Source organism: Jiella pacifica (genome assembly GCF_010500815.1).
Lineage (GTDB): Bacteria > Pseudomonadota > Alphaproteobacteria > Rhizobiales > Rhizobiaceae > Jiella > Jiella pacifica.
Window position 1 is genome coordinate 134,066 of record NZ_JAAAMG010000004.1, and the last position, 21,717, is coordinate 155,782.

22 protein-coding genes and 1 tRNA gene are annotated in these 21,717 nt (G+C 64.2%); 14 read left to right on the top strand and 9 right to left on the bottom strand.

What is annotated here, in order from left to right; all coding sequences use genetic code 11:
* Nucleotides 1-250: 250 nt before the first annotated feature.
* From GTK09_RS06905 to GTK09_RS06915, 3 genes are read left to right on the top strand one after another with little or no spacing between them, the layout of a single operon-like run.
* The gene (locus tag GTK09_RS06905; RefSeq protein ID WP_163462215.1) at nt 251-877 is read left to right on the top strand and encodes a hypothetical protein; all 627 of its coding nucleotides are present in this window, start codon (nt 251-253) and stop codon (nt 875-877) included.
* A gap of 17 nt (nt 878-894) precedes the next feature.
* On the top strand, nt 895-1,524 hold the full coding sequence (locus tag GTK09_RS06910) for a hypothetical protein (RefSeq protein WP_163462217.1): 630 nt from the start codon (nt 895-897) through the stop codon (nt 1,522-1,524).
* Between the two features lie 38 nt (nt 1,525-1,562).
* On the top strand, nt 1,563-2,198 hold the full coding sequence (locus tag GTK09_RS06915; protein WP_163462219.1) for a HEAT repeat domain-containing protein: 636 nt from the start codon (nt 1,563-1,565) through the stop codon (nt 2,196-2,198).
* 18 nt (nt 2,199-2,216) lie between these two features.
* Here the strand turns inward: GTK09_RS06915 and GTK09_RS06920 are convergent, their stop codons facing one another.
* A complete protein-coding gene (locus GTK09_RS06920) occupies nt 2,217-3,083 on the bottom strand; it encodes a hypothetical protein (RefSeq protein ID WP_163462221.1) in 867 nt (288 codons plus the stop codon).
* Between the two features lie 430 nt (nt 3,084-3,513).
* On the opposite strand from GTK09_RS06920, the gene GTK09_RS06925 reads away from it, so the two are divergent.
* Together GTK09_RS06925 and GTK09_RS06930 are read left to right on the top strand one after the other, a co-directional pair.
* Nucleotides 3,514-4,161 carry a hypothetical protein gene (locus tag GTK09_RS06925; RefSeq protein WP_163462223.1) on the top strand — a complete coding sequence of 216 codons (648 nt, stop codon included), beginning with the start codon at nt 3,514-3,516 and terminating at the stop codon, nt 4,159-4,161.
* Nucleotides 4,162-4,170: 9 nt separating this feature from the next.
* Nucleotides 4,171-5,304 (top strand): hypothetical protein, encoded by a 1,134-nt coding sequence (locus GTK09_RS06930; RefSeq protein WP_163462225.1) that lies wholly within the window; start codon nt 4,171-4,173, stop codon nt 5,302-5,304.
* 45 nt (nt 5,305-5,349) lie between these two features.
* On the opposite strand, the gene GTK09_RS28120 is transcribed toward GTK09_RS06930, so the two are convergent.
* Both GTK09_RS28120 and GTK09_RS06940 read right to left on the bottom strand, forming a co-directional pair.
* Nucleotides 5,350-5,802 (bottom strand): Arm DNA-binding domain-containing protein, encoded by a 453-nt coding sequence (locus GTK09_RS28120; protein WP_163462399.1) that lies wholly within the window; start codon nt 5,800-5,802, stop codon nt 5,350-5,352.
* Between the two features lie 281 nt (nt 5,803-6,083).
* Nucleotides 6,084-6,159 (bottom strand) — tRNA-Thr (locus GTK09_RS06940).
* A 265-nt stretch (nt 6,160-6,424) separates the two neighbouring features.
* Here GTK09_RS06940 and GTK09_RS06945 point away from each other — a divergent pair.
* The 3 genes from GTK09_RS06945 to GTK09_RS06955 all read left to right on the top strand — a co-directional run bounded on the left by GTK09_RS06945 (nt 6,425) and on the right by GTK09_RS06955 (nt 9,575).
* A complete protein-coding gene (locus tag GTK09_RS06945; protein WP_163462227.1) occupies nt 6,425-7,225 on the top strand; it encodes an exonuclease domain-containing protein in 801 nt (266 codons plus the stop codon).
* Between the two features lie 69 nt (nt 7,226-7,294).
* Nucleotides 7,295-7,648: a DUF2147 domain-containing protein gene (locus tag GTK09_RS06950; RefSeq protein WP_163462228.1), complete on the top strand. Its 354-nt coding sequence runs from the start codon at nt 7,295-7,297 to the stop codon at nt 7,646-7,648.
* Nucleotides 7,649-7,748: 100 nt separating this feature from the next.
* Nucleotides 7,749-9,575, top strand: coding sequence for a cisplatin damage response ATP-dependent DNA ligase (locus GTK09_RS06955; RefSeq protein WP_163462229.1), 1,827 nt, complete (start codon nt 7,749-7,751; stop codon nt 9,573-9,575).
* A 25-nt stretch (nt 9,576-9,600) separates the two neighbouring features.
* Here the strand turns inward: GTK09_RS06955 and GTK09_RS06960 are convergent, their stop codons facing one another.
* Nucleotides 9,601-10,497, bottom strand: a complete 897-nt coding sequence (locus GTK09_RS06960) for a LysR family transcriptional regulator (RefSeq protein ID WP_203560914.1) — start codon at nt 10,495-10,497, stop codon at nt 9,601-9,603.
* Nucleotides 10,498-10,613: 116 nt separating this feature from the next.
* On the opposite strand from GTK09_RS06960, the gene GTK09_RS06965 reads away from it, so the two are divergent.
* Together GTK09_RS06965 and GTK09_RS06970 are read left to right on the top strand one after the other, a co-directional pair.
* Complete coding sequence (locus GTK09_RS06965) at nt 10,614-11,273, top strand: NADPH-dependent F420 reductase (protein WP_163462230.1); 660 nt, start codon at nt 10,614-10,616, stop codon at nt 11,271-11,273.
* A 128-nt stretch (nt 11,274-11,401) separates the two neighbouring features.
* Nucleotides 11,402-11,671 (top strand): DUF6460 domain-containing protein, encoded by a 270-nt coding sequence (locus GTK09_RS06970; RefSeq protein WP_163462231.1) that lies wholly within the window; start codon nt 11,402-11,404, stop codon nt 11,669-11,671.
* A 92-nt stretch (nt 11,672-11,763) separates the two neighbouring features.
* On the opposite strand, the gene GTK09_RS06975 is transcribed toward GTK09_RS06970, so the two are convergent.
* Nucleotides 11,764-14,079 (bottom strand): FdhF/YdeP family oxidoreductase, encoded by a 2,316-nt coding sequence (locus GTK09_RS06975; RefSeq protein ID WP_163462232.1) that lies wholly within the window; start codon nt 14,077-14,079, stop codon nt 11,764-11,766.
* Nucleotides 14,080-14,288: 209 nt separating this feature from the next.
* On the bottom strand, nt 14,289-14,849 hold the full coding sequence (locus GTK09_RS06980; protein WP_203560915.1) for a L,D-transpeptidase family protein: 561 nt from the start codon (nt 14,847-14,849) through the stop codon (nt 14,289-14,291).
* Nucleotides 14,850-14,950: 101 nt separating this feature from the next.
* On the opposite strand from GTK09_RS06980, the gene GTK09_RS06985 reads away from it, so the two are divergent.
* Nucleotides 14,951-15,634, top strand: coding sequence for a response regulator transcription factor (locus GTK09_RS06985; protein WP_163462233.1), 684 nt, complete (start codon nt 14,951-14,953; stop codon nt 15,632-15,634).
* Nucleotides 15,635-15,944: 310 nt separating this feature from the next.
* Entirely contained in the window at nt 15,945-16,397 is a 453-nt protein-coding gene (locus tag GTK09_RS06990; RefSeq protein WP_163462234.1) for a cyclic nucleotide-binding domain-containing protein, read from the top strand.
* A 37-nt stretch (nt 16,398-16,434) separates the two neighbouring features.
* Here GTK09_RS06990 and GTK09_RS06995 read toward each other — a convergent pair whose 3' ends face one another.
* Nucleotides 16,435-17,238: an exodeoxyribonuclease III gene (locus GTK09_RS06995; protein WP_163462236.1), complete on the bottom strand. Its 804-nt coding sequence runs from the start codon at nt 17,236-17,238 to the stop codon at nt 16,435-16,437.
* 268 nt (nt 17,239-17,506) lie between these two features.
* On the opposite strand from GTK09_RS06995, the gene GTK09_RS07000 reads away from it, so the two are divergent.
* Nucleotides 17,507-18,394, top strand: coding sequence for an alpha/beta fold hydrolase (locus GTK09_RS07000; protein WP_163462238.1), 888 nt, complete (start codon nt 17,507-17,509; stop codon nt 18,392-18,394).
* A 31-nt stretch (nt 18,395-18,425) separates the two neighbouring features.
* On the opposite strand, the gene GTK09_RS07005 is transcribed toward GTK09_RS07000, so the two are convergent.
* Together GTK09_RS07005 and metC are read right to left on the bottom strand one after the other, a co-directional pair.
* Nucleotides 18,426-19,073: an outer-membrane lipoprotein carrier protein LolA gene (locus GTK09_RS07005; protein ID WP_163462240.1), complete on the bottom strand. Its 648-nt coding sequence runs from the start codon at nt 19,071-19,073 to the stop codon at nt 18,426-18,428.
* 163 nt (nt 19,074-19,236) lie between these two features.
* A complete protein-coding gene (gene metC, locus GTK09_RS07010; protein WP_281353345.1) occupies nt 19,237-20,373 on the bottom strand; it encodes a cystathionine beta-lyase in 1,137 nt (378 codons plus the stop codon).
* Nucleotides 20,374-20,637: 264 nt separating this feature from the next.
* Between metC and GTK09_RS07015 the strand changes: the two genes are divergently transcribed.
* Nucleotides 20,638-21,657, top strand: coding sequence for an amino acid ABC transporter substrate-binding protein (locus tag GTK09_RS07015; RefSeq protein WP_163462244.1), 1,020 nt, complete (start codon nt 20,638-20,640; stop codon nt 21,655-21,657).
* The last annotated feature ends 60 nt before the right edge of the window (nt 21,658-21,717 follow it).

The window sequence follows — 21,717 nt, forward strand, 5'->3', positions numbered from 1 at the left end:
CACGACAGGATGGCAGAAGGAAAATGGCGACGGGCAGGTCAGTGAAGTCGTGGCACTCGTTTATCGTTTTTGCGACTGTCAGGGCGCTGGCGCCAACTGAAGTGGAGCTGGTCATCACGGTGAATAGAAATTCCGTTGATGCGGCTTCCGCCGATGGTTTTCCCAGCATGTACGAGTTCACCGGTGTTCGAGGTTGCACCGGAAGAGCGCTGCATGCTTCTGTTCTTCCCGAGAGATTCAAATCGAGGTGATGCAGCTGATGAAGAGTGCCATGGTCGCGTGGAGCTTGGCCGCCATGCTGGCGTCGAGCGGGGCCGGCTTCGCGCAGACGAAGGTCAAGTCGGTCGAAGATATGATCGCCGAGATCGAAGCGAAGAGCGGGAGCTCTGCCAAGCTGGAGCCGTTCCTATCAAGTTCCGATCCCTCCGTCCGAAGGGCGGCCTTCCAGACGGCCGCTTCCAGCGGTGACCCGATGTTGCGCGCGCGGGTTCTCAGCGACGCATTGAATTCGGGCGATACGGCGCTTCGCATCGTCGCACTGCGGGAGCTGATGTTTTCACGGCCGAACTTCGTCGTGGATCTCCAGGCAGAGGACGCCGATGAGGAAGGGACTGCTTGGGCCGCAAAACGGGGAGGGCTTTTTGCGCTCAAGATCACCGGACGTTTTCCCGAGTTGAACTGTCTCAGTCTAAGCTCATCCAGTGACTGTAACCCGGCTTACGCCGTCGGTGTCGAGGGTTTGGCCGTCACCATGGTCTATAGCCTCGGCGCGGAAGTTCGCGGGCGTTTCTTACTCAACGACGAGGCAGAACTCGCCGGCACGATTTCCGACAACAGTCTCGCAAAGCCGATTCCCGCAAAAATCGTATTGTTCTGAATGGACGGAAAGACGTCATGAATGTCTTGAATGCCCTTGCCGTAGCTGGCTTTCTCGTCGGTGCGATGCTGACCGCTCACCCTGCCGGTGCCGTGACCTTCGAGGATCTCGAAGCTCATATGGATCGCAGTCAGGCCGAGCTTGCAAAATTCCGCTCCGCATTGGCCGATGACAACCCCGATCGCCGCCGGGCGGCGATGGAGTTTCTTCTCAAGAGCGACGATCCGGTTTTGGTGCGCCTGGCGAAAGAGGCGGGGCTGAACTCGCCGGACATCCAGATACAAAAGGCCGCGCTGAGGGCGATTTTCGACCGCAATCCTCGACTTCGAGTGCAGGTTCAGATGGACGGACCCGAGACCGAGCATTTGATCGGTTGGATCGAGGGGAGCCTTGAGGGATCTGTTGAGGGCAAGACAGCCTTCTTTTACTTGCTTGTCGGCGAATATAATTCGCAGCTCGAATGCTGGAGCCCTTATAAGCAAAAAGGGTGTCTCATCTATCTGGCCGATAATACGGCAACTCTTGAAGTTAGAAACGCAAAAATCCCACTCAAATTAAACGAAAATGGATTAATGACGGGACTTGTGCTTTACGAGTGGAGTGAACATCGAGCAAATTTGAAATCCATGATCGATTTAATGGAATAGATAGATAGAAAAATAGAAAAATAGAGATGGAGGCAGTATTGTATCGCATTTTTAAATATCTGATGCTGTCGATTTTCGCTCTCGCGTTCGCGGCCTCTGCAAGCGCTGTGACCCTCGAAGATCTCGATCGGCAGATTAACCGCCGCGCAACGACACTAGAAGCGTTCCGGCAGCGCCTGAATGACGACAATCCTGCCAAACGTCGCGCGGCGATGGAAATCATGATCAAGAGCGACGACCCCGCTTTGGTCCGAATGGCGAAGGAAGCCGGTCTGTTTTCCAGCGATCGGGCACTCCGATCTGCGGCACTCAAGGCGATTTTCGATAGCAAACCCCGCTTGCGAACCGAATTAACCAGCACAGACAAGGAGTCCCTTCAGGGAATTGCCAGGTTCGTGGCAGGAAACGGTGGAAGCTATGATGACAAAGGGGGAACCTTGTCGTTTCAGGTAGGGGCCTACAGCGACGAGGCGAAATGCTGGTTGGACTCACGAGGGCGCTTCTGTCTCATTGCGCTTTCCGGAGAAACCGTTTCTATATTCGGAGATAGTTTTTCAGGGTCATTGGCCGCGACGCTTACTTTGAACGACGAGGGTCTCCTCAAGGGACCGTTTCAAACGTCCATCAACGCAAAGGGGGCATCAGGCACGGCGATGATAGATCTCACCGAATGAAACGCGCCAGCGGACATTTCACTCTATCACGACGCGGTCGATGCGGATCGGCAGTCCTGTTTGCCAGGCACTGCGCAACCGCAACGTGACCGTCCGTGCCTTCGTGCCGCCGCCGATTTTGGTCTCGAACAATCCAGCGGGGCTCATGTCACCTCCCGGCAGGACACGTGGCCGGCTGCCGCTCGATGACGAATCCACTGTGATTTCGATCGCTTTCGGGATCGTTGTTTGAAGCGCGTCCTCCGCGTCGTCGCCCCCTGTTTCCGAAACGAGCTGGATCGACCGGATAATCTGTGTGTTGCTGCCGGTAAAGGTGAGCTTGAGTGTCACCGGTTCGGAGCCCGCTTGCGCGATGTAAGGCAAGGCATTTGAGCCGCCTTCGAGGTTTTTTGCGGCGAATTGCGGTTCTGCCGGCAAGGCGCTCCATTCCGTAATTTCGAAGCTGTGCCCGACGTGCGGTGCCGCTTCGAGATCTGCTGACTTGACGGGCGTTCCCTCGGCGAGATCGGCGGGGTTGCGGTCGTTGACGAAACGGTCGAGACGATTGACGATGGCATCCATGCGCAGGACCCGCGCCCCGTCGTCGCCCGCGGTCGTGACCGCCAGGCCGGCGGGAACGCCATTCACCATGAGAACCGAGCCGCTCGTGCCTTTCGCGATGCGGCCCTTCGGGGCGTCGCTCGTCGGCTCTATCTCGACATGCTCGTAAAAGACGCGGCGAAGACGCACGGCGGTCCTTTCCATGACGCCGTTGCGCTGGACGCGGACCAGTTCGCCGACACCGTTCTGTTGCAGGACCCTGCCGAGATCGCGTGGCAGGTCGCGCCAGGACGGCCCGCAGTCGCGCGTCAGCGCCCCCGTGACCGAGGCGAGTGCCAGATCCATTCCGACGCCGCCGCTTTCGGGAAAGGCGAGGCTCGTCTTCGTGCCGCGACCAAGCTGTTCCGGCAGTCCCGCAACGATATCGAAACCCGGGCGACGGACGACGTGGTCCGGCATGAGCGCATAGCAGACGCCGTTGTTCTGGGTGAGGAAGACCTGTCCGATCTCGCCTTCGCTCGTGGCGATCGCGGCAGGACGGGAAAGGGCTGAGGATGCTGCGGCACCCCAGAGGATACCGGCGGACAGAATGACGGCAATTGATTTCAGCACGAACGCTCCTCAAGGTTGCCCTTATGGCGAGGGATTGTAATGTGCCAGATGGAGAACGGTTTTGGCAAAGGGGATAAGGGTGCTGAACGGGATGTCTGCGAGAACAGCCGCTACGGTTTGCAGCCTCGTTTTTGGCGTCGCCTCAGCCTCTGCCCAGGTGTCGATGCGGGAACTGGAAGTCGTCGGCGGGCCGCATGAATGGGTGCGAAACGAGGCGACGATTTCCGGCGCGATCGTCGTCGGCGTCCTGCGGCTATCCAAGGCAGCTGACTCGACCCCCCGTCTCAGGGCCATGGTCCCCGGATGGCCCGACCGGCCGCTCTGCGCTCGTCTGATGAGCGTCGATGGGCTGTATGAGGCGGAAATGGATTTCCGTACGCCCAAGGACTGGACGGAAACGGCACTCGGCGACTTCAAGTTCGAGACCGAGTATCCCGACATCCTGGACGAGACGAACCCGAACCAGTTGACCGCCCGGATCACGCGCGGCGCCTGCAGCGAGGTTCACGACGTGGTCGAAGTCGTGCCTGCCTGGTTCAATCAGGAATCGGCTCCTTCGAACTCCGATCTTGCGATCTTCGTCAATTCGGGCCGGGCCGACCGCCTCTATGCCTTCCTCGGCGACGATCCTTCCGCGCCGGCGATCCCATGCGAACCGGTCGCGTCCGAACGTCGGACGAGCTATGACATGCGCTGCGACATTCCGGGAAGCGATCTCGAGGCCGGCGGGCAGATCGTGGAGCTGATGCCGGAGCGCGGCGGCATGGCCGATCCGTCGACGACGTTCCGCGTCTTTTTCACCGAGCAGTGATCGTCAAAAGTGGCACGGAAATACTCATCCGGCTGGCTGGGGAGCCTTCAACTCCCAGTCGTCGTCCTCGCCATCGTGATCATCGCCCTCGTTTCGATCTTCTTCTATTACGACTCGGTGCCCGAACGGACGATATCGATCCGGGCGCGCACCCAGCAGATCACGGCCCACTTCGCAGCGAGGACCGACTGGCTCTTGCCGCATGCCGCGTTGTGCGAAGCGCGCCTCCCCTCGCGGAGCACCCGGGATGGCGCATCGGCGGTGGTGGATGCGCCCTGCGGCAACACCGAGAGAAAGCTCGGTGAGGGCCAACTGTCGCTGACCTGGCCGAGCGGGGCCCGCGGCGTGATGCGTCGGCTGGGAACGGGCCCGATCGAGATCTTGCTGTCGTCGCCAATGTCAGTCGAGCCTGGCGAGGCGACGATCGGCGACGCTTCAGGATCTGCGCCGACGATATCGCTTCAGACGACGCAGCAGCGGATTGCCGGCCATGAACGACAGCGGATCGTGATTCGAGAGGATGCTCTGGCGATGATCGGCAGCCTTCGGCTTGCCGGCCCCGTCGTCATCGGCGATCAGGCGCCGTCGCCGGACATTCTTGTCGAAGGTCACTACGAGATCCGCGAGCCCCTGCGCTGGCGGGGCGACAAGCTGACGACGGACAGCGGCGCCCTCGTTCTCGGTGATACGGTCTCCATCGTCGATCGCGAGCGCAGACCCATCCCGGTATCGGGCTTCCTGACGATCGTCGATCGGGAGGTTTCCGGTTTCGATGTCGTTGCCGTCGATGCCAAGCTCGAGGGAGGCGACGAACAACTCAAATTGGCGCGCGTCGGCTATCAGGACGCCTATCTGACACCGCACTGGACGGAAAGGGCGGTCGCAGACAAGGCGTTCGTCGTGTTGGCGGCGGTCATCGCCGCGATCTCTGCAGCGTTCAGCATTGCCGGCGAGACGATCTCGATCGCGACGCAGGCGAAAGCCCGCAGGGTCAAGATCGTCTCCAGGGCCGCCTCCGAAGGCATCTTGCGCCAAGGTCAGAGTGAGACCCGAAAGGCCGAGGCCGAAGTAAGTTGGCACGAGTCGGCAGCCGGCACGCGTGCTCGCCGCGACGCCGAGCTCTTGCGCCGTTTCGTCGGCTAGAGCGCGAATTTAGGAACGCATGAATCGGCCTAAACTGGAGAGCATTCATCCCGCAAAGATGGCTGGCACCAAGCGCCATCCCGGCAAGGGTGTTAGAGAGCGATCGAAATCCGCCACAGCCTCGGCCGGATCCGATCGGCATCTCTGGCTGGTTCTGCCGCTTCGTCGACCGGTCCTGACGTTCTTCTGAAAGGTGGCCGGTGCCGGTCCCTTCTTTTCGAGCCCGTCGAGACAGATCCTCACCATGTCCCCGAAGGTGACGGCCGGCCGCTGGGGTTCCGGAGCAGGGGCGAGCTTCGGCTCGGGATCATTGCCGCGGGCGACCTGTCCCCTGATCCGATCCCGTTCCGTCCGTGCCTCGGCGAGGCCCTTGTCAGGATAGGCGCCGAGCGTCTTCGATCGTCGCTCGCCCGCAAAACCGTAGTCGAGCCGCCACGACTTCGCGCCGGCCGGAGTGACGAGGCGATACAGGCCGCCGCCACTAGTGAACTTCTGAATTTTCGCGGCGGGGGGCGATGGTGCGAAGGATCGCTCGGTTGAGTTTGCTCATGCCTGAAATCTACGCGAGGCGACCGGCTGACGTAACGAGTTCGTTACGTCATCGTTACGCCAGCGGGCACGAGATAGGCTGATCTCGGTTGAGATCGCGTGAGGCAAATTGAGACGGTAGGAGTCCCGAAAAAGCGGCGATTCTGACAGCTAGATCAATACTTTACGCGCAATTTGAGACTGCATGACGCAGCCTGAGACAGTTTGCAAAATCAACGAAAAAAGGAAAATGGTGCCCCAAGCCGGACTCGAACCAGCGACCTACGCATTACGAATGCGTTGCTCTACCAACTGAGCTATTGGGGCATCCAGAAGCGGAAACGGGTCGACGCCCGCAGCCGAGGCCCTGATACCGGCAAAAGGCCCAAGGTTCAAGGGCAAATCCGTTTTAGAATCTGCGGTCCCTCAGTCCGGAGAAAGGCGCCATGCGGCAACCGGTCACCGCTTCTCACCCGCAGTTTCAAGCGCGGCTCTCGCGGCTCCGGCTGGGGTGATCGTGGACCGACTGGCGGCGAACGCTTCCCGAAAAAGGTTCTTGTTTTGATCGCGCTGAAGCGCAATCTTAGAAGCGATGATCGATCTCTTTCCGCCCCTCCCGGCCACGCCGTCGCTTTTCGCCGAAGATCAGCCCAGCCTCGTCCGGGTGATCGACACCGAGACGGCCGGGCAGCGGCTCGAGGAGGACGCCGTCATCGAGATCGGCTCGGTCGATCTCGATCTGGCGACGGGCGAGATCCTGAATCCCATGCAGAGCTTCTGCGATCCCGCCGGCGTCCCGATCAATCCACATGCGCGAAAAGTCCATCGGATCACCGACGAGATGCTCGCCGGCGCGCCGGGCTTTGCCGAGGCGGCTTTGCCGTTCCGGGCAGCGCCGGTCTTTGCCGCCCAGAGGGCGGAATTCGACCGCTCGCGGCTGCGCTTTACCGGCCGCTGGCTGTGCACCCACAAGCTGGCACTGCGGGCCTTTCCGAACCTCAAGGCGCATGGACTCCAGAGCCTCGTCAAATACGTGCCGCTCGACCTTTCGCCGGTCGAGCCGCTGCTGGCGGGGCTGGCGCCGCATCGCGCGCTCCACGATGCGGTGTGCACGGCCGTGTTGCTGCGGAGCATCGCGGCGGTGCTGATGCCGCGCTGCCACGACCTGTCCGACTTCCTCGACCGCGCCGAGCGGGCCTCCGCCGAACCGGCGCTGCTCGGCAAGCTGCGCTTCGGCCGGTACAAGGGCATTCCGATCGGCCAGGTGCCGGAGGACTATCTCGACTGGCTGACCCGCGAGCCCGGCATGGACGCCGATGCGGTGTTCACGGCGAAGCATCATCTGAAGCTGCGTGGCATCCGCGGCGCGCGGGCCTTGCCCGCACGCGTGTGACGGCGGGTGCGACAGATTGACCGCCGCCCCTTCATCGTCTCACCATGATTGCCGGCTTGGATCGGACGCATGACGCTCCGCCATTCGACGCTTGCCGCCCTGATCTTTCTCGTTGCCGGCTCGGCGGGTGGGGCTCTCGCCGCGCCGCAGGCCATCGGCGACTGGGTGACCGAGGACGGGACGAAGGTCACCGTCGCAGGCTGCCCCGCTGGCCTCTGCGCCACCATCGCCAGCGGCCGCTACAAGGGGCAGTCAGTCGCCGAAGTCGCCGGATCGCCGCCGGAATACAAAGGCCGGGTGCGCGATCCGCGCAGTGGCGAGAGCTATGACGGCGGCTTGCGGCTGAACGGCACGAAGCTGGAGCTGCGTGGCTGTCTGGCCAAGGTGTTCTGCCGCACGGTGCAGACCTGGCAGCGGCCCTGAGGGCTTTTGCCGGAGCGTGCCGGGGCCGCATGGCCCGAAATGACGAACCGAGCGGCGGGGCCGGCTTGCCCGGACGCTCCGCCGCAGCATTTTCGGCGCAATGAAACCCTTCGCCGATCTCCTCGATGCCCTCGTCCTGCAGCCCTCGCGCAACGGCAAGCTGCGGCTCCTGGTCGAGCATTTTCGCGCCGTGCCGGACCCGGAGCGGGGGCTGGCGCTGGCGGCGATCACCGGCGACCTCGACATTCGCAGCGTCAAGCCGGCGATGCTGCGCGAACTCGTCGCGAACCGCATGGATGCGGTGCTGTTTCAATATTCCTACGACTATGTGGGCGACCTCGCCGAGACGATCTCACTGGTCTGGCCGGAAGGGGCGGGGGAGGCGATCCGCGACGATCCCATGGCCGTTGCGGCTGGCGACCCCCCTCTGCCTGCCGGCATCTCCCCCTCAAGGGGGGAGATCGACCGCCATTTGCCCCAAAGCGAGCCGATGCCGTCTCTCGTGGAGGAATCGTCACGAGGCGTTGGAGGCGAGACCGCCGCCGGCGGAGCGTCTCGAAGCCAGCCCCCGCCGACCCTGTCGGAGATCGTCTCCCGTCTCGACGCCGCCACCCGGCCGGAGGGCGTGAGGCTCGTCGAGGCCTGGCTCGACCGTCTCGACGCGTCCGGCCGCTACGCGCTCCTGAAACTCGTCACCGGGGGCCTGAGGATCGGCGTCTCGGCCAGGCTCGCCAAGCAGGCGCTGGCCGATTTCGGCGAAAAGGACATCGCCGAGATTGAGGAACTCTGGCACGGGCTCGAACCGCCCTACGGGGCGCTGTTCGCCTGGCTGGAAGGTCGGGCGGAAAAGCCCGTCTCGGCGGCGCTGGCGCCGTTCCGGCCGGTGATGCTGTCGCAGCCGCTGGAAGAGCCGGACCATGGCCTGATCACCCCGGACGTCTATGCGGCCGAATGGAAGTGGGACGGCATTCGCGTCCAGGCGAGCGCCGAGGGCGGCGTCCGCCGGCTCTATTCGCGCACCGGCGACGACATTTCCGGCGCCTTTCCCGACCTGACCGACTTCATGACCTTCGAGGGCACGCTCGACGGCGAGTTGCTCGTCGCGGAGACTGGCGAGAAGGGCGGGCCACCGCGCGTCGAGGATCGCGGGGTACGGCCCGACGACATCGTCGCGGCGACGTTTTCCGATCTGCAGCAACGGCTGAACCGCAAGACCGTCTCCGGGGCGATCCTGAAGAAGCACCCGGTGTTCCTGCGGTGCTACGATCTCCTGATCGACCGTGGCGAGGACATCCGCGCCTTGCCCTTCGCCGAGCGGCGGGACCGGCTGGCACGGTTTGTCGAGCGCCTGGAGCCGACCCGCTTCGACCTGTCGCCGCTCGTCGGTTTCGAGGATTTTGAGGCGCTCGCCGGGCTGCGGGCATCGCCGCCGCATCCTGTGATCGAGGGGCTGATGCTGAAGCGGCGGGATTCGGCCTATGTGCCGGGCCGGCCGAAGGGGCCCTGGTTCAAGTGGAAGAAGGACCCGCATCTCGTCGACGCCGTGCTGATGTACGCCCAGCGCGGCCACGGCAAGCGATCGAGCTACTATTCCGACTATACCTTCGGGGTCTGGAGCGGCCCGGCGGACGATCCGGAACTCGTGCCGGTGGGAAAGGCCTATTTCGGCTTCACAGACGAGGAGCTGAAGCAACTCGACAAATACATCCGCGACAACACGGTGCAGCGCTTCGGGCCGGTGCGCTCGGTCCGGGCCGAGCCGGAACACGGCCTCGTCATCGAGGTCGCCTTCGAGGGGCTGGCGCGATCGAGCCGGCACAAGTCCGGCGTCGCCATGCGCTTCCCGCGGGTCTCGCGGCTGAGATGGGACAAGCCGGCCTTCGAGGCCGATCGGATCGAGACGCTGGAAGCGATGCTGCCGGACTGAGGATGGCCGGCCGGAGTGCGGCGGGTCATCGCCGGGGAAACGCCTCGGCCAGCATGTCCAGGAAAGTGCGGAGCTTCGCCGTCGGCCGGCGGTCCGGGGCGTAGAGGACGTGCATCGGCCAGGATGGCGCGTCCCAGTCGGGCAGCAATCGTTCCAACCGTCCCGCGGCCAGAAGCGGTGCGATCAGCATTTCCGGTCCCATAACCACGCCGGCGCCGGCCTCGGCGGCGTGAAGCATGGCGCGCGTGTCGTTCATCCGCAGACGGCCGCCAACGCGCACCTCCTCCACTTCGCCCTGCCGCCGGAACGCCCAGATGTGGCTGCGGGTCTCGCTCGATCCGAGGAAGACGAGGCATTGGTGCTCTGCGAGATCGCGCGGATGGGCCGGCCGGCCGTGGCGGGCGAGATAGGTCGGGGCGGCGGCCGGCATGAGGCAATAGGGGCCGAGCGGCCGGGCGATCAGGGAGGAATCGGCGAGTTCGCCGATTCGGACGACCGCGTCGAACCCGTCCTCGATCAGGTCGACCCGGCGGTCGCTGAGGACGAGATCGACCTCGACCTTGGGATGGCGATCGGCATAGCTGAGGACGAGGGGCGCCAGAGACGCGCTGCCGAAGGTGACGGAGGCGTTGATCCTCAGGCGGCCGCGCGGTTCGGCGGCGACGTCCTCGGCCAGGGCGTCGGCCGCTTCCGCCTCGGCGAGGACGACGCGGCACTGGCGGTAATAGGCGCGGCCGAGCTCGGTGAGGTTCTGGCGCCGGGTCGTGCGGGCGATCAGCCGGGCACCGAGCCGGGCTTCGAGGGTCGCGACATGCTTGCCGACCATCTGAGCGGAGATGTCGAGTTCTGCCGCGGCCGCCGCGAAGGAGCCGCTGTCGGCGACTTTCACGAAGACCGACATGCTGGCCAAGCGATCGATCATTCCAAACTGCCAGTTTTTAGTGTCGCGACGAACTGCGACTTTATCAGCGGAGCGGAGATAATCAAATGGTTGGCAAGGGCGGAAAAGGCCGCCTGAATCAGCCAAGGAGACAAGACATGCGGATCGGAATGATCGGTGCCGGCTTCGTCAGCCAGAAGGTCGCAAAGCTCGCTGTTGCCAAGGGACACGAGGTGATGATCAGCAATTCGCGCGATCCGAGGACGTTGTTCAGCGTCGGCGCGATCCTCGGCGTGAAGACGGGCACGGCCGAGGAGGCCGCGGCCTTCGGCGATCTTGTGCTCGTCGCCGTGCCGCTGACCGCCTTCGATGCGCTGCCGGCGCAAGTGCTCGCGGGCCGGATCGTCATGGACGCCAACAACTACTATCCCCAGCGCGACGGCGCGATCGCCGAACTCGATGCCCATGAAGAGACGACCAGCGAGCGTCTGGCCCGCCACCTGCCGGGCGCGCGGATCGTCAAGGCCTTCAACGCCATTCGGGCCGTCGAACTGACGACCGACGCCAAGCCCGCCGGAGAGGCGGGACGACGGGCGCTGCCTGTCGCCGGCGACGACGCGGAGGCCAAGCGGGTCGTGATGGAACTCACCGACGAGCTCGGCTACGAGCCGGTCGACACTGGAAGCCTCGCCGACAGCTGGCGGTTCGAACGGGCAAAGCCCGCCTATTGCGCGCCGCTCGACCGCGAAGGGCTCGCGGCGGCGCTGGCGGCCGCCGAACGCGACGTCGAGGTGCCCGACGGCTCCTGGCGGGGCTGAGGCGCGCCACTGCGGGCTGCCCGGTTCATTCGCTCGAACCGCGTCGAGGTCGATGGAACTTGCAGTCCACCGGCATCCCGCCTACCTGCGGTGCCGAAGGACGACCCCACCGGAGAACATCGCCCGCCATGTCTGAGCGCATCAACCAGATCCTGGGAGGATCGCCGATCGGCGTCGCCATCCGGCTGATCCTGATCTCGATCCTCGTCGGCTTCATTCTCTCGTGGTTGAACTGGAACCCCAACGACATCATCGACTGGGTGATCCGCAGCGTCGAGTGGGCGTGGCGCTCGCTGTTCGGCTCGGTCGAGCGGGCGGTCTATTATTTCCTCCTCGGCGCCGCCATCGTCGTGCCGGTCTTCATCATCTCACGGCTTTTGAAGATGGGCCGCAGGTAACACCCTCGGCAGGCAGCAAACAAAAGCCCCGGCAGCGATGCCGAGGCTTTTTCGTTTCTTCTGCAGAGGCCGACCGCCGGAGAAGCCGCGGCTCAGGTCGCCTGTCGCTTCAGAATACGCACCGGCACCGACTTCGCCGCCGGGACATGGGCGCGGCGGGAGTGGTGCCAGAGGGGGATCAGCGCGTTCAGCTCCGGATAATATCCGGCGCAGTTGCCTTTCGGCAGTTGCCAGGCGTGGACACGGTAGTTTTCCACCCGCCGCGTTACGCCGTCGTCGGTATGGGTCTCGATATCGACCCGATCCTGGTCCGTCAGGCCGAGGCGGCGCATGTCCGCCTCGTTCATCAGGATTACCATGCGGGTGCCTTTGACGCCGCGCAAGCGGTCGTCATAGCCGTAGACGGTCGTGTTGAACTGGTCGTTGGAGCGGATGGTCAGAAGCTTCAGGACGTCGGGCCGCGTCGTATCGATGTCCGGGTCGACGTCGAAGCTTTCCGGCACGAGGAAGTTGGCCTTCTTCGTCTCCGTGCGCCACTCGCGTTTTGTGGCGCCGATGTCGCGGTGGAAGCCGCCGGGGGTGCCCATGCGGGCGTTGAAGTCCTTGAAGTCGGCCGGATAGGCCCGCTCGATCGCGTCGCGAACGAGCCTGTAATCGGCGGCCCACTGGTCCCACGGCACCGTCGACCTGCCGGCGACGGTCGCCTTGGCGAGTTCGGCAGTGATCTTCGGCTCCGACAGGAGTTCGCGCGAGGCCGGTTCCGTTTTGCCGTAGGAGGCGTGGATGCAGGCGGTGGAATCTTCCACCGAAACGATCTGGTCGACGCCGTTCTGGGCGTCGCGCTCCAGCCGGCCGAGGCAGGGCAGGATGTAGGTCTTCTCGCAGGTGAGAAGATGGTTGCGGTTGAGCTTGGTGGAGATCTGGACGTTGAGCCGCATCTTCCCCCAGTTTTCCTCGACCAGGCCCGTCTCCGGTACCGCGCGGGAAAAATTGCCGCCGAGGCAGACGAAGCCCTTCACCGATCCGTCGATGATGCCCTGGCAGGCCTCGACCGTGTCGAGCCCCTTCTCCTTGGGCACGGTGAAGCCGTAGAACTCCTCGAACTTCTTGTGCGGGATCAGCTCGAGCTTCTCGGTGATGCCGACGGTGCGCTGCCCTTGCACGTTGGAATGGCCGCGGATCGGCGAGATGCCGGCGCCGGTCTTGCCCATCATGCCGCGCATCAGGAGAAGGTTCACCAGCATCTGGACGTTCTCGATGCCGTGCCGGTGCTGGGTAAGACCCATGCCGTAATTGCCGATGACCTTGTCGGCCTTGGAATAGACCCGTCCCACGTGCTCAAGTTCACTACGGGGAAGGCCCGAACAGCGCTCGATCTGCTCCCAGTCGGCGGCGCGCACGAAGGCCTCGAACTCGTCGAAACCGTGGCAGTGCTCCTCGATGAAGGCGACGTCGAGCACCCGCTTGCCGCCTGTCTCCTTCGCAGCATCGTCCAGCGCGAAGACGGCCTTGGCGATTCCGGTCATCGCCGCGACGTCGCCGCCGCCGCGCACCTGATAGTAGTCGCTCGACATCTTCGTCCCCTCGCCGGGGGACAGCATCTCGACCGGGTTCTGCGGGCTCTTGAAGCGCATCAGCCCGCGTTCAAGGATCGGATTGAAGGTGATCACCGGGGCGCCGCGCTTGCGCGCCTCCTGAACCCAGTGCAGCAGCCGCGGGGCATTGGTGCCGGTGTTGTGGCCGAAGAAGAACATCATGTCGCAGACGTCGAAGTCGGCGAGCGTTACCGTGCCGACGGGCGAGCCGATCGATTCCGGCAGGCCGACCGAGGTCGATTCGTGGCACATGTTGGAGGAGTCGGGCAGGTTGTTCGAGCCGTAGATGCGGGCGAAGAGCTGCCACATGTGGGAGGCTTCGAGGGAAGCGCGGCCGGAGACGTAGAAGACCACCGATTTGGGATCGAGCGCGTTCAGCTCCTCGCCGATCTCCCGGAAGGCGTCCGACCATTTGATGGGGACGTATTGATCGAGGCTCGCATCGTATTTCATCGGGGTCGTCAGACGACCCTGTTTTTCGAGGTCGTGGTCGGTCCATTCGAGGAGTTCCGACACCCGGTGCCGCGAAAAGAACTCCCGGTCGCAGCGCTTGGGGGTAATCTCCCACATCGTCGCCTTGGCGCCGTTCTCGCAATATTCGAAGGGCTTCGGATCGGCAGGCTTGGCCCAGGAGCAGGAGACGCACTGGTAGCCGTCGGCCTTGTTCTGGTTCTGGAGCGTTGCCCAGACGGTCGAGGCAAGCAGCCCCTCCTGGCTCGACTTGGCGACGAGCGACTTGACCGACCCCCAGCCGCCCGACGGCTCGTCATAGGGTTCGATGATCGGCTTGTCGGTGTTTTCTGAGCGATCCATGGTCCGTCCTCGCAATTCGGCCGACGCAGGGCGCGGCTGGATTGTAGCTGTTCCAGAGAACGGAACTCGTCGATCAGGATCCGGTTGCAGGAGACGGCCAGCCCAGAGGCGATTTAACCTTAGGCCCGAACGAACCCGCCGCAGCCCCTGATGAAGACGCCGCACATGGCGGCCCTGTCGCCACTCGCCGCCGGCGAGAGCCGCCATGGTCAGCGCTCGACGACGAGCCGTGTCCTGCGGGACAGGAAGGGGGCAAGCTTCGCCATGTCGGCCGGCGCCACCGCGACGCAGCCCTCGGTGGGAGGATAGTCGGGCTTGGCGACATGGAAGAAGATTGCGCTGCCGCGCCCGCGGGCCCGGCGAGAAAAGTTCCAGTCGAGGACGACGACGACGTCGTAGAGCCGGTCGTCGCGCGCCAGCGTCTCGGCACTCGCCGGAAAGGGCAGGCGGACATGGCGGTTGTAGGCCGCATGTCGCGGCGCGTCGCACCAGCCGTCGACGCCTGGCCGTGTCCTGCGCGTCGGCAGGAGGCTTTTCGGCCGCGCCATGCGGCCGCCGCGATGCCAGATTTCGACGACGCCCATCACCGCCACCGGCGTTGCGCCATCACCCTCGCGTTTGCCGATCGTCGTGCTCGAACGCCCGAGCGCGCAAGGGATGCGGAGCGGTCCGGCGGTCAGGATGCCGCGCCGGAGGTCGCCCGGTTTTCGCCGTATGATGATGCGGTCGATCGTCACGGTGCAGCCCCCGCGAGCCTTGCGTTTCTGCAACAGTGTTGTCCTAGCCACGAAAACCCTATGTTACAATCAATCCGCCGACGATCCGGGCGGGCGAGCCCGCAATATTGACGACAGGCGAACTGCGGTTGGGGATGAGCGCGAGAAGCATATTGATCGTCGACGACGACGATGACCTGAGAGAGACGCTGGCCGAGCAGCTGTCCCTGCACGAGGAATTCAACGTCCTGCAGGAGGACACGGCAGCCAAGGGCATTGCTGCGGCACGAGGCGGCCTGATCGACCTCGTCGTGATGGATGTCGGCCTGCCGGACATGGACGGTCGCGAGGCTGTCAAGGTCCTGCGCAAGGGCGGCTTCAAGGCGCCGATCATCATTCTGACGGCCCAGGATGCCGATTCCGACACAATCCTCGGCCTGGAGGCCGGGGCGAACGACTACGTCACCAAGCCGTTCCGCTTCGCGGTGCTGCTGGCCCGCATCAGGGCGCAGCTTCGCCAGCACGACCAGAGCGAGGACGCGACCTTCCAGGTCGGGCCCTACGTCTTCAAGCCGAGCCAGAAGGTGCTGATCGACGAGAAGGGCGGCAAGATCCGGCTGACCGAGAAGGAGACGGCGATCATCCGCTATCTCTATCGGGCCGATCGCAAGGTGATCACCCGCGACGTCCTTCTGGAGGAAGTCTGGGGCTATAATTCCGGCGTCACCACCCACACGCTGGAGACCCACGTCTATCGGCTGCGCCAGAAGATCGAGCCGGATCCGTCCAATGCGCGGTTGCTGGTGACGGAGGCCGGAGGCTACAAGCTGGTGCCCTGACAGGCTCCGGCTTGGCCTCGGGACCCTGGTCGTCGCTGCCGTTCTGCGGCGGACGGCATGGCAGGGCGTCGGCCAAGATCTAACCTGCGGTATGAGTTCGTCCAATCGCCGCTCTGAGGCGACCGCAGGACAAGTCTTGCCCGCGCGTTCACCATTCCTCTACCAATCCCGTTCACGATAACGTCGTCGTGTCTTGGCGGCGGAGCGCCGTGAACCGGAGCTCCGGATCCGATTCGATGGTTAATGGAGAGGCCAGGCCGGCTAAGTCCCGTCGCGCCTCGGGGCAGGAAAAGATCGGTACGCCGCAACGATGAGCCTCGAGAGCGACATCGCGATCCTCCGGAACGTCCGGCTCTTCGACGGGCTTCAGACCGATCAGCTGCGGCTTCTCGCCTTCGGTGCCGAGCACCGGCGCGTGCGGACCGGCGAATTCGTGTTTCGCGAGAATGCCCGGGCCGACGCCGGTTTCGTCATCGTTTCGGGAAGCGTCGTTTTGACGCGCGGCCGCGGCGAGGACGCCAAGATCGTCTCCCGTCACGGCCCGGGGGCGCTGCTCGGCGAGATCTGCCTGATCACCGAGACCACCCGGCCGGCGAGCGCCCAGACGGAGACGGACTGCGACCTCATCCGCGTCTCGCGGACGCTGTTTCGCCGCATGCTCGAAGAGTATCCGGAATTCGCTGCCGTCCTGCACCAGCGTATCCGCTACGAACTCGAAGCGATGCTCGCCGACATCGAGCGGCTCGAAGATCGGTTCAGCTGAGGCTCGGCAGGTCTGGCGTGCTTGGCCGCCTGGATCTCTACAGCGCAAACCTTGCGATCACCGGCACATGGTCGGACGGCTTCTCCCAGCCGCGGGCCTCGGAAAGGATCTCGACCTTTTCGAGCACCGGCGCCATGTCGGCCGAGCCCCAGACATGGTCGAGCCGGCGGCCGCGGTTGGAGGCCGCCCAGTCCTTGGCGCGGTAGCTCCACCAGGTGAACAGCACCTCTTCGGGCGGGAAATGCACCCGCATCAGGTCGGTCCAGTTGCCGTCCTTCTGCGCCGTCACGAGCCCTTCGGTCTCGACCGGGGTGTGCGAGACGATCTTCAGGAGCTGCTTGTGGGACCAGACGTCGGTTTCGAGCGGCGCGATGTTGAGATCGCCGCACAGGAGCGCCGAAACGCCCGTCTCGCCGTCGGCATTCGTGCGCCGAAGCTCTTCGACGAAATCAAGCTTGTGGCGGAATTTCGGGTTGATCTCGGGGTTCGGTTCGTCGCCGCCGGCCGGAACGTAGAGATTGTGGATGCGGATTTTCCGCCCCCCTGTCTCAAGTCGCGTCGATAGGTGCCGCGCATCGCCGACGGCGCAGAAATCCTGCCGCACGATGTCCTCGAAGGGCAGCTTCGAGATCGTCGCGACGCCGTGATAGCCCTTCTGGCCGTGGATCGCCACGTGCTCGTAGCCGAGCGCCCTGAACGCCTTTTCGGGGAACTGGTCGTTCGGGCACTTGGTCTCCTGCAGGCACAGGACGTCCGGCTGGTGCTCGGTGAGGAAGCGTTCGACCAGGCCGATCCTGAGGCGCACGGAGTTGATGTTCCAGGTGGCGAGGGAGAAGGACATGGGCGCGGCGCTCTTGCTGAAAGGGGCGGGAGAGGGTCGTCCGGCTTAGGCCTGGGAGCCAGTCGACGGCAAGCGCGAGGCGATGGCTATCCCCATAGGAGTCGGTCTGCAGGCGAAGAAGAGCCGGTTCACGAGCTACCATTGTTCCGTGCTCCGGCACGGCGAGGGACGACGAAGCAAGGAGGGGAATCTTCCGAAACCTTGCGGGTGCCTTCGGCCTTCGTATCTCAACCAGCAGCCAGGACGGCCCTTGAGGCGGAGAAACATCATGTTCGAAGGCTTTTCCGAGCGCGTCATCCCGGGCGAGGGCGCCGAGATCTTCTGCCGCAACGGCGGCGACGGCCCGCCGCTGCTGCTGCTCCATGGCTATCCTGAGACCGGGGCGATGTGGGCGCCGATCGCCGGGAGGCTGGCCGAGCGGTTCAGCCTCGTCGTGCCGGATCTGCGCGGTTACGGCCGCTCGTCGGTGCCGCAGAACGACCCGGAGAATGTCGCCTACTCCAAGCGCCGCATGGGCGCCGACATGGCGGCGGTGATGCGCGCGCTTGGCCATGAGCGCTTTGCCGTCGCCGGCCACGATCGCGGCGCCCGCGTCGCCTATCGAATGGGGTTCGACATGCCGGAGCGGCTGACCCGACTCGCCGTTCTCGACATCGTGCCGGTCGCCGAAGTCTGGGATGCGATGGGGCCGAGCGAAGCGTTGAAAGTCTATCACTGGCCGTTTCTCGCGCAGCCATATCCGATGCCCGAAACGCTGATCGGCGCCGACCCGGTCTTCTATCTGAAGCACACAATGGCAAGTTGGACGGGCGCGAAATCGCTGGAGGGTTTTGCGCCCGAGGCCCTCGCCGAATATGCCAAGCACTTTGCCCGGCCCGAGCATATTCACGGCGCCTGTAACGATTATCGTGCGGGAGCGACGATCGACTGGCGGCTCGACCGGGAGGACCGGGCGGCGGGTCGCAGGATCGCCACGCCGATGCTGGCGCTCTGGGGTTCGGTCGGAATTCCTGGCTCGGGCGAGAGCCCGCTCGACATCTGGAAGCGCTGGGCCGTCGACGTCACCGGCGGGCCGATCGACGCCGGGCATTTCCTCGTCGAGGAGGCGCCGGAGGAGATGCTCGCGGCGCTGCTCGGGTTTTTCGGAAAGGGGTGAGGGCGACGCGGGTCGCCCTCGACGTGCCGGATCAGCGGTTGCCCGTCTGGCCCTGCGAGATCGCCGTATAGGGGATCTTGAAGGCCGATTCCTGGATGTTGCCGCCTTCCTGGACGTTGTAGATCATCACCGAGGTCTCCCGCCCCTGCTTGTCGCGGATCGTCCACTGCTTCAGGTCGGAACTCTTCGGATCGAACATCATGGTGATGCGGGAATTGCCGAAGACCGAACTGTCGCCCATGACGATGGTGGTGAGGTCCGGCTCTTCCTTGACGCTCTGGATGTTGGCTTGCGACAGGTTGATGCGCCGGTCGAGCAGGAGCTTCATCGGCGTCTGGGAGAGCGGATAGGTCTCCCAGGTGTTGAGCTTGCGATTGTTGATCGCGACGTTGGAGCCGTCGGAAATGACGCGCAGCGGCGCGTTGGCATAATCGAAGCGCACCTTGCCGGGGCGCTCGATGTAGAACTTGCCTTCCGACTGCCGGCCGTTCGGATCGAACTGGACGAAGTCGCCATGCATCGAGGGGATCGAGGCGAAATGGTCGGCGATCTTCTGGGCCGCAGCGGTCGCCTGGGCCTGGGCTGCGGGAACGGCGGCAGACAGGAGCATCGCCGCCCCGGCACCGGCGATCGCTGCGCGGCGCCCGGCGCTGCGGATGAATTGCATGAATTGGGCCATCTTCGTGCGGCTTCCTCTCTTGGGACCTTCGCCCTTCGACGTCGCGCCGGTTCATGCCGGCGTCGATCTTCGTTCTCTATGCTATTTTGGGAGCGTTACGTGGGGCTGCAATGGGGCCTAACCATGGCGTGAAGCGCACCGCACGGCCCACCCCTCTGCGACCTCAGGTCACGCTGCTCGCCGCGGCAAGGCCTCGTTCGAGGTCCGCCTTGAGATCGGCGACGTCCTCGAGCCCCACCTGCAGGCGGATGAAGGTTCCATCCGCCGGGCCTTTGCAGATCGTGCGATCCGAAAGGTCCACCGCCACGGCAAGGCTCTCGTGCCCACCCCAGGAATAGCCGAGACCGATGATCTCCAGCGCGTCGAGGAAGGTGGCGGCGCGGGAAAAGCTGCCGGGCAGCAGGAAGGAGAACAGGCCGGAGGAACCGGAGAACTGGCGCTCGTAGAGGTCCCGGTCGAAGAACGAGGCAAGGGCCGGATGGCGCACCTCGCCGACCCCGTCCCGGCCCTCCAGCCATGTCGCCAGTTCGAGCGCCGAGGCCTGATGGCGCTCCAGCCGCACGCCCATGGTCTTCAAGCCGCGCAGGACGAGGTAGACGTCGTCGGGCCCGGCATTGACGCCGATCTGCATCTGCGTCTCGCGCAGCCGGTGGGCGGTTTCCTTCGTGGCGGAGACGCTGCCCATCATCACGTCGGAATGCCCGCTCGGATATTTCGTCAGGGCGTGGATCGACAGGTCGACGCCGTGCTCGAGCGGGCGGAAGAACAGCGGTGTCGCCCAGGTGTTGTCGAGCATGGTGACGGCGCCGCCGGCATGGGCCGCATCGCAGACCGCCCGCACATCCATCATCTCGAAGGTGTTGGAGGCAGGCGCCTCCAGGAAAACGACCTTGGTGTTGGGCTTCATCAGATCCGCGATGCCCGCCCCGACATGGGGCTCGAAATACTCGATCTCGACGCCCATGCGCCGCAACGTGCCGTTGGCGAACTGCCGAGTGGGCGAATAGACGGAATCGACGATCAGGCAATGATCGCCGGCGCCGAGAAACGCGAGGAGGGGAATCGAGATCGCGGCGAGGCCGGAGGGCACGAGAATCGTCTCATGCGCGTTCTCGAGTTCGCTCAACGCATCTTCCAGAGCTTTCGTCGTGGGGGTGCCGCGTAGTCCATAAGTATAAGGCAGCGACTTGCGATTCTTCATCGCATCGGTCGATTCGAACAGCACCGTGGAGGCGTGAACGACCGGCGGATTGACGAATCCGTGCATGGATCGGGGATCGTAGGGCCCGTGCGCAAGCAGGGTGTTGGGGCCCGTCTGCCGGGATTTTGAGCGGTCCGTGGTCAACTGTTCGTCCTTCTGGCTACTTTGTCTGCAGAGTTGATCGTTCCACCGGTGTGCATTGCAAAAGAAAAAACCGGCAGCTTGACCTGATTAAAATTATGTCATGGAATTGCCCAGCTTGGCGGAGGTCACCGATGAAGAAGCGGTGCCGCCGCTGCCGCGCCTGTCTCCAGACGGCGCGGACAGAGTTAAAACGATAACCCAGATGGGGAAGGCTTCCTGATGAATTCCAAGCTCCTGACAGCTCTGCTCGGCATGACGATTGCAGGGCTCGCCGGCGGCGCCGCCTCTGCGCAGACGCTCGACACCGTGAAGGAGAGAGGCCAGCTTCGTTGCGGCGTCAACACCGGCCTGCCGGGCTTCGCTTCCCAGAACGACCAGGGCGCATGGCAGGGTCTCGACGTCGACTACTGCAAGGCCGTTGCCGCCGCCGTCTTCGGCGATGCGTCGAAGGTGCAGTACTCGCCGCTGTCGGCCGTCCAGCGTTTCCCGGCGCTGCAGAACAACGAAATCGACATGCTGGCCCGCAACACCACCTGGACGATGGACCGCGACACCACGCTCGGCCTCGCCTTCGCCGGCGTCAACTACTATGACGGCCAGGGCTTCATGGTGAAGAAGGACCTCGGCGTCAATTCGGCGCTCGAACTGTCCGGCGCGACCGTCTGCGTCCAGTCCGGCACGACCACCGAGCTGAACCTCGCCGACTATTTCCGCACCAACAAGATGGACTACAATCCGGTCGTCATCGAGGCCCAGTCGGACGTGAATTCGGCTTATGACTCCGGCCGCTGCGACGTCCTGACGACCGATGCTTCGGGCCTTGCGGCCTCGCGTCTCGAAATGGCGAGCCCGGAAAATCACGTCATCCTGCCGGAGATCATCTCCAAGGAGCCGCTCGGACCGGCCGTGCGCCAGGGCGACAGCCAGTGGTTCAACATCGTCAAGTGGACGCACAACGCGCTTCTCGACGCGGAAGAGCTCGGCGTCACCCAGGAGAACGTCGACGAGATGATGACCTCCGAGAACCCGGAGATCCGGCGTCTGCTCGGCCAGGACAAGGACTTCGGCGCCTCGATCGGCCTGTCCAAGGACTGGGCGGTGAACATCATCAAGGCCGTAGGCAATTACGGCGAGATCTTCGAGCGCAACATCGGCGTCAACACGCCGCTGGAGATCCAGCGCGGCCAGAACGCCCTGTGGACGAAGGGCGGCCTGCAGTACGGCATGCCGATCCGCTGATCCCGGCAAGCTCGCCACGTGTGCGGGCGCCCCTTGATCGGGGCGCCCATTTTCAGACAG

Excerpts from the sequence above, each read along its gene's own strand:
- GTK09_RS06905 (WP_163462215.1), top strand. The coding sequence starts at position 251 with ATGCAGCTGATGAAGAGTGCCATGGTCGCGTGGAGCTTGGCCGCCATG.
- GTK09_RS06910 (WP_163462217.1), top strand. The coding sequence starts at position 895 with ATGAATGTCTTGAATGCCCTTGCCGTAGCTGGCTTTCTCGTCGGTGCG.
- GTK09_RS06920 (WP_163462221.1), bottom strand. The coding sequence starts at position 3,083 with ATGGATCTGGCACTCGCCTCGGTCACGGGGGCGCTGACGCGCGACTGC.
- GTK09_RS06925 (WP_163462223.1), top strand. The coding sequence starts at position 3,514 with ATGCGGGAACTGGAAGTCGTCGGCGGGCCGCATGAATGGGTGCGAAAC.
- GTK09_RS06945 (WP_163462227.1), top strand. The coding sequence starts at position 6,425 with ATGATCGATCTCTTTCCGCCCCTCCCGGCCACGCCGTCGCTTTTCGCC.
- GTK09_RS06950 (WP_163462228.1), top strand. The coding sequence starts at position 7,295 with ATGACGCTCCGCCATTCGACGCTTGCCGCCCTGATCTTTCTCGTTGCC.
- GTK09_RS06955 (WP_163462229.1), top strand. The coding sequence starts at position 7,749 with ATGAAACCCTTCGCCGATCTCCTCGATGCCCTCGTCCTGCAGCCCTCG.
- GTK09_RS06960 (WP_203560914.1), bottom strand. The coding sequence starts at position 10,497 with ATGATCGATCGCTTGGCCAGCATGTCGGTCTTCGTGAAAGTCGCCGAC.
- GTK09_RS06965 (WP_163462230.1), top strand. The coding sequence starts at position 10,614 with ATGCGGATCGGAATGATCGGTGCCGGCTTCGTCAGCCAGAAGGTCGCA.
- GTK09_RS06970 (WP_163462231.1), top strand. The coding sequence starts at position 11,402 with ATGTCTGAGCGCATCAACCAGATCCTGGGAGGATCGCCGATCGGCGTC.
- GTK09_RS06975 (WP_163462232.1), bottom strand. The coding sequence starts at position 14,079 with ATGGATCGCTCAGAAAACACCGACAAGCCGATCATCGAACCCTATGAC.
- GTK09_RS06985 (WP_163462233.1), top strand. The coding sequence starts at position 14,951 with ATGAGCGCGAGAAGCATATTGATCGTCGACGACGACGATGACCTGAGA.
- GTK09_RS06990 (WP_163462234.1), top strand. The coding sequence starts at position 15,945 with ATGAGCCTCGAGAGCGACATCGCGATCCTCCGGAACGTCCGGCTCTTC.
- GTK09_RS06995 (WP_163462236.1), bottom strand. The coding sequence starts at position 17,238 with ATGTCCTTCTCCCTCGCCACCTGGAACATCAACTCCGTGCGCCTCAGG.
- GTK09_RS07000 (WP_163462238.1), top strand. The coding sequence starts at position 17,507 with ATGTTCGAAGGCTTTTCCGAGCGCGTCATCCCGGGCGAGGGCGCCGAG.
- GTK09_RS07005 (WP_163462240.1), bottom strand. The coding sequence starts at position 19,073 with ATGGCCCAATTCATGCAATTCATCCGCAGCGCCGGGCGCCGCGCAGCG.
- GTK09_RS07015 (WP_163462244.1), top strand. The coding sequence starts at position 20,638 with ATGAATTCCAAGCTCCTGACAGCTCTGCTCGGCATGACGATTGCAGGG.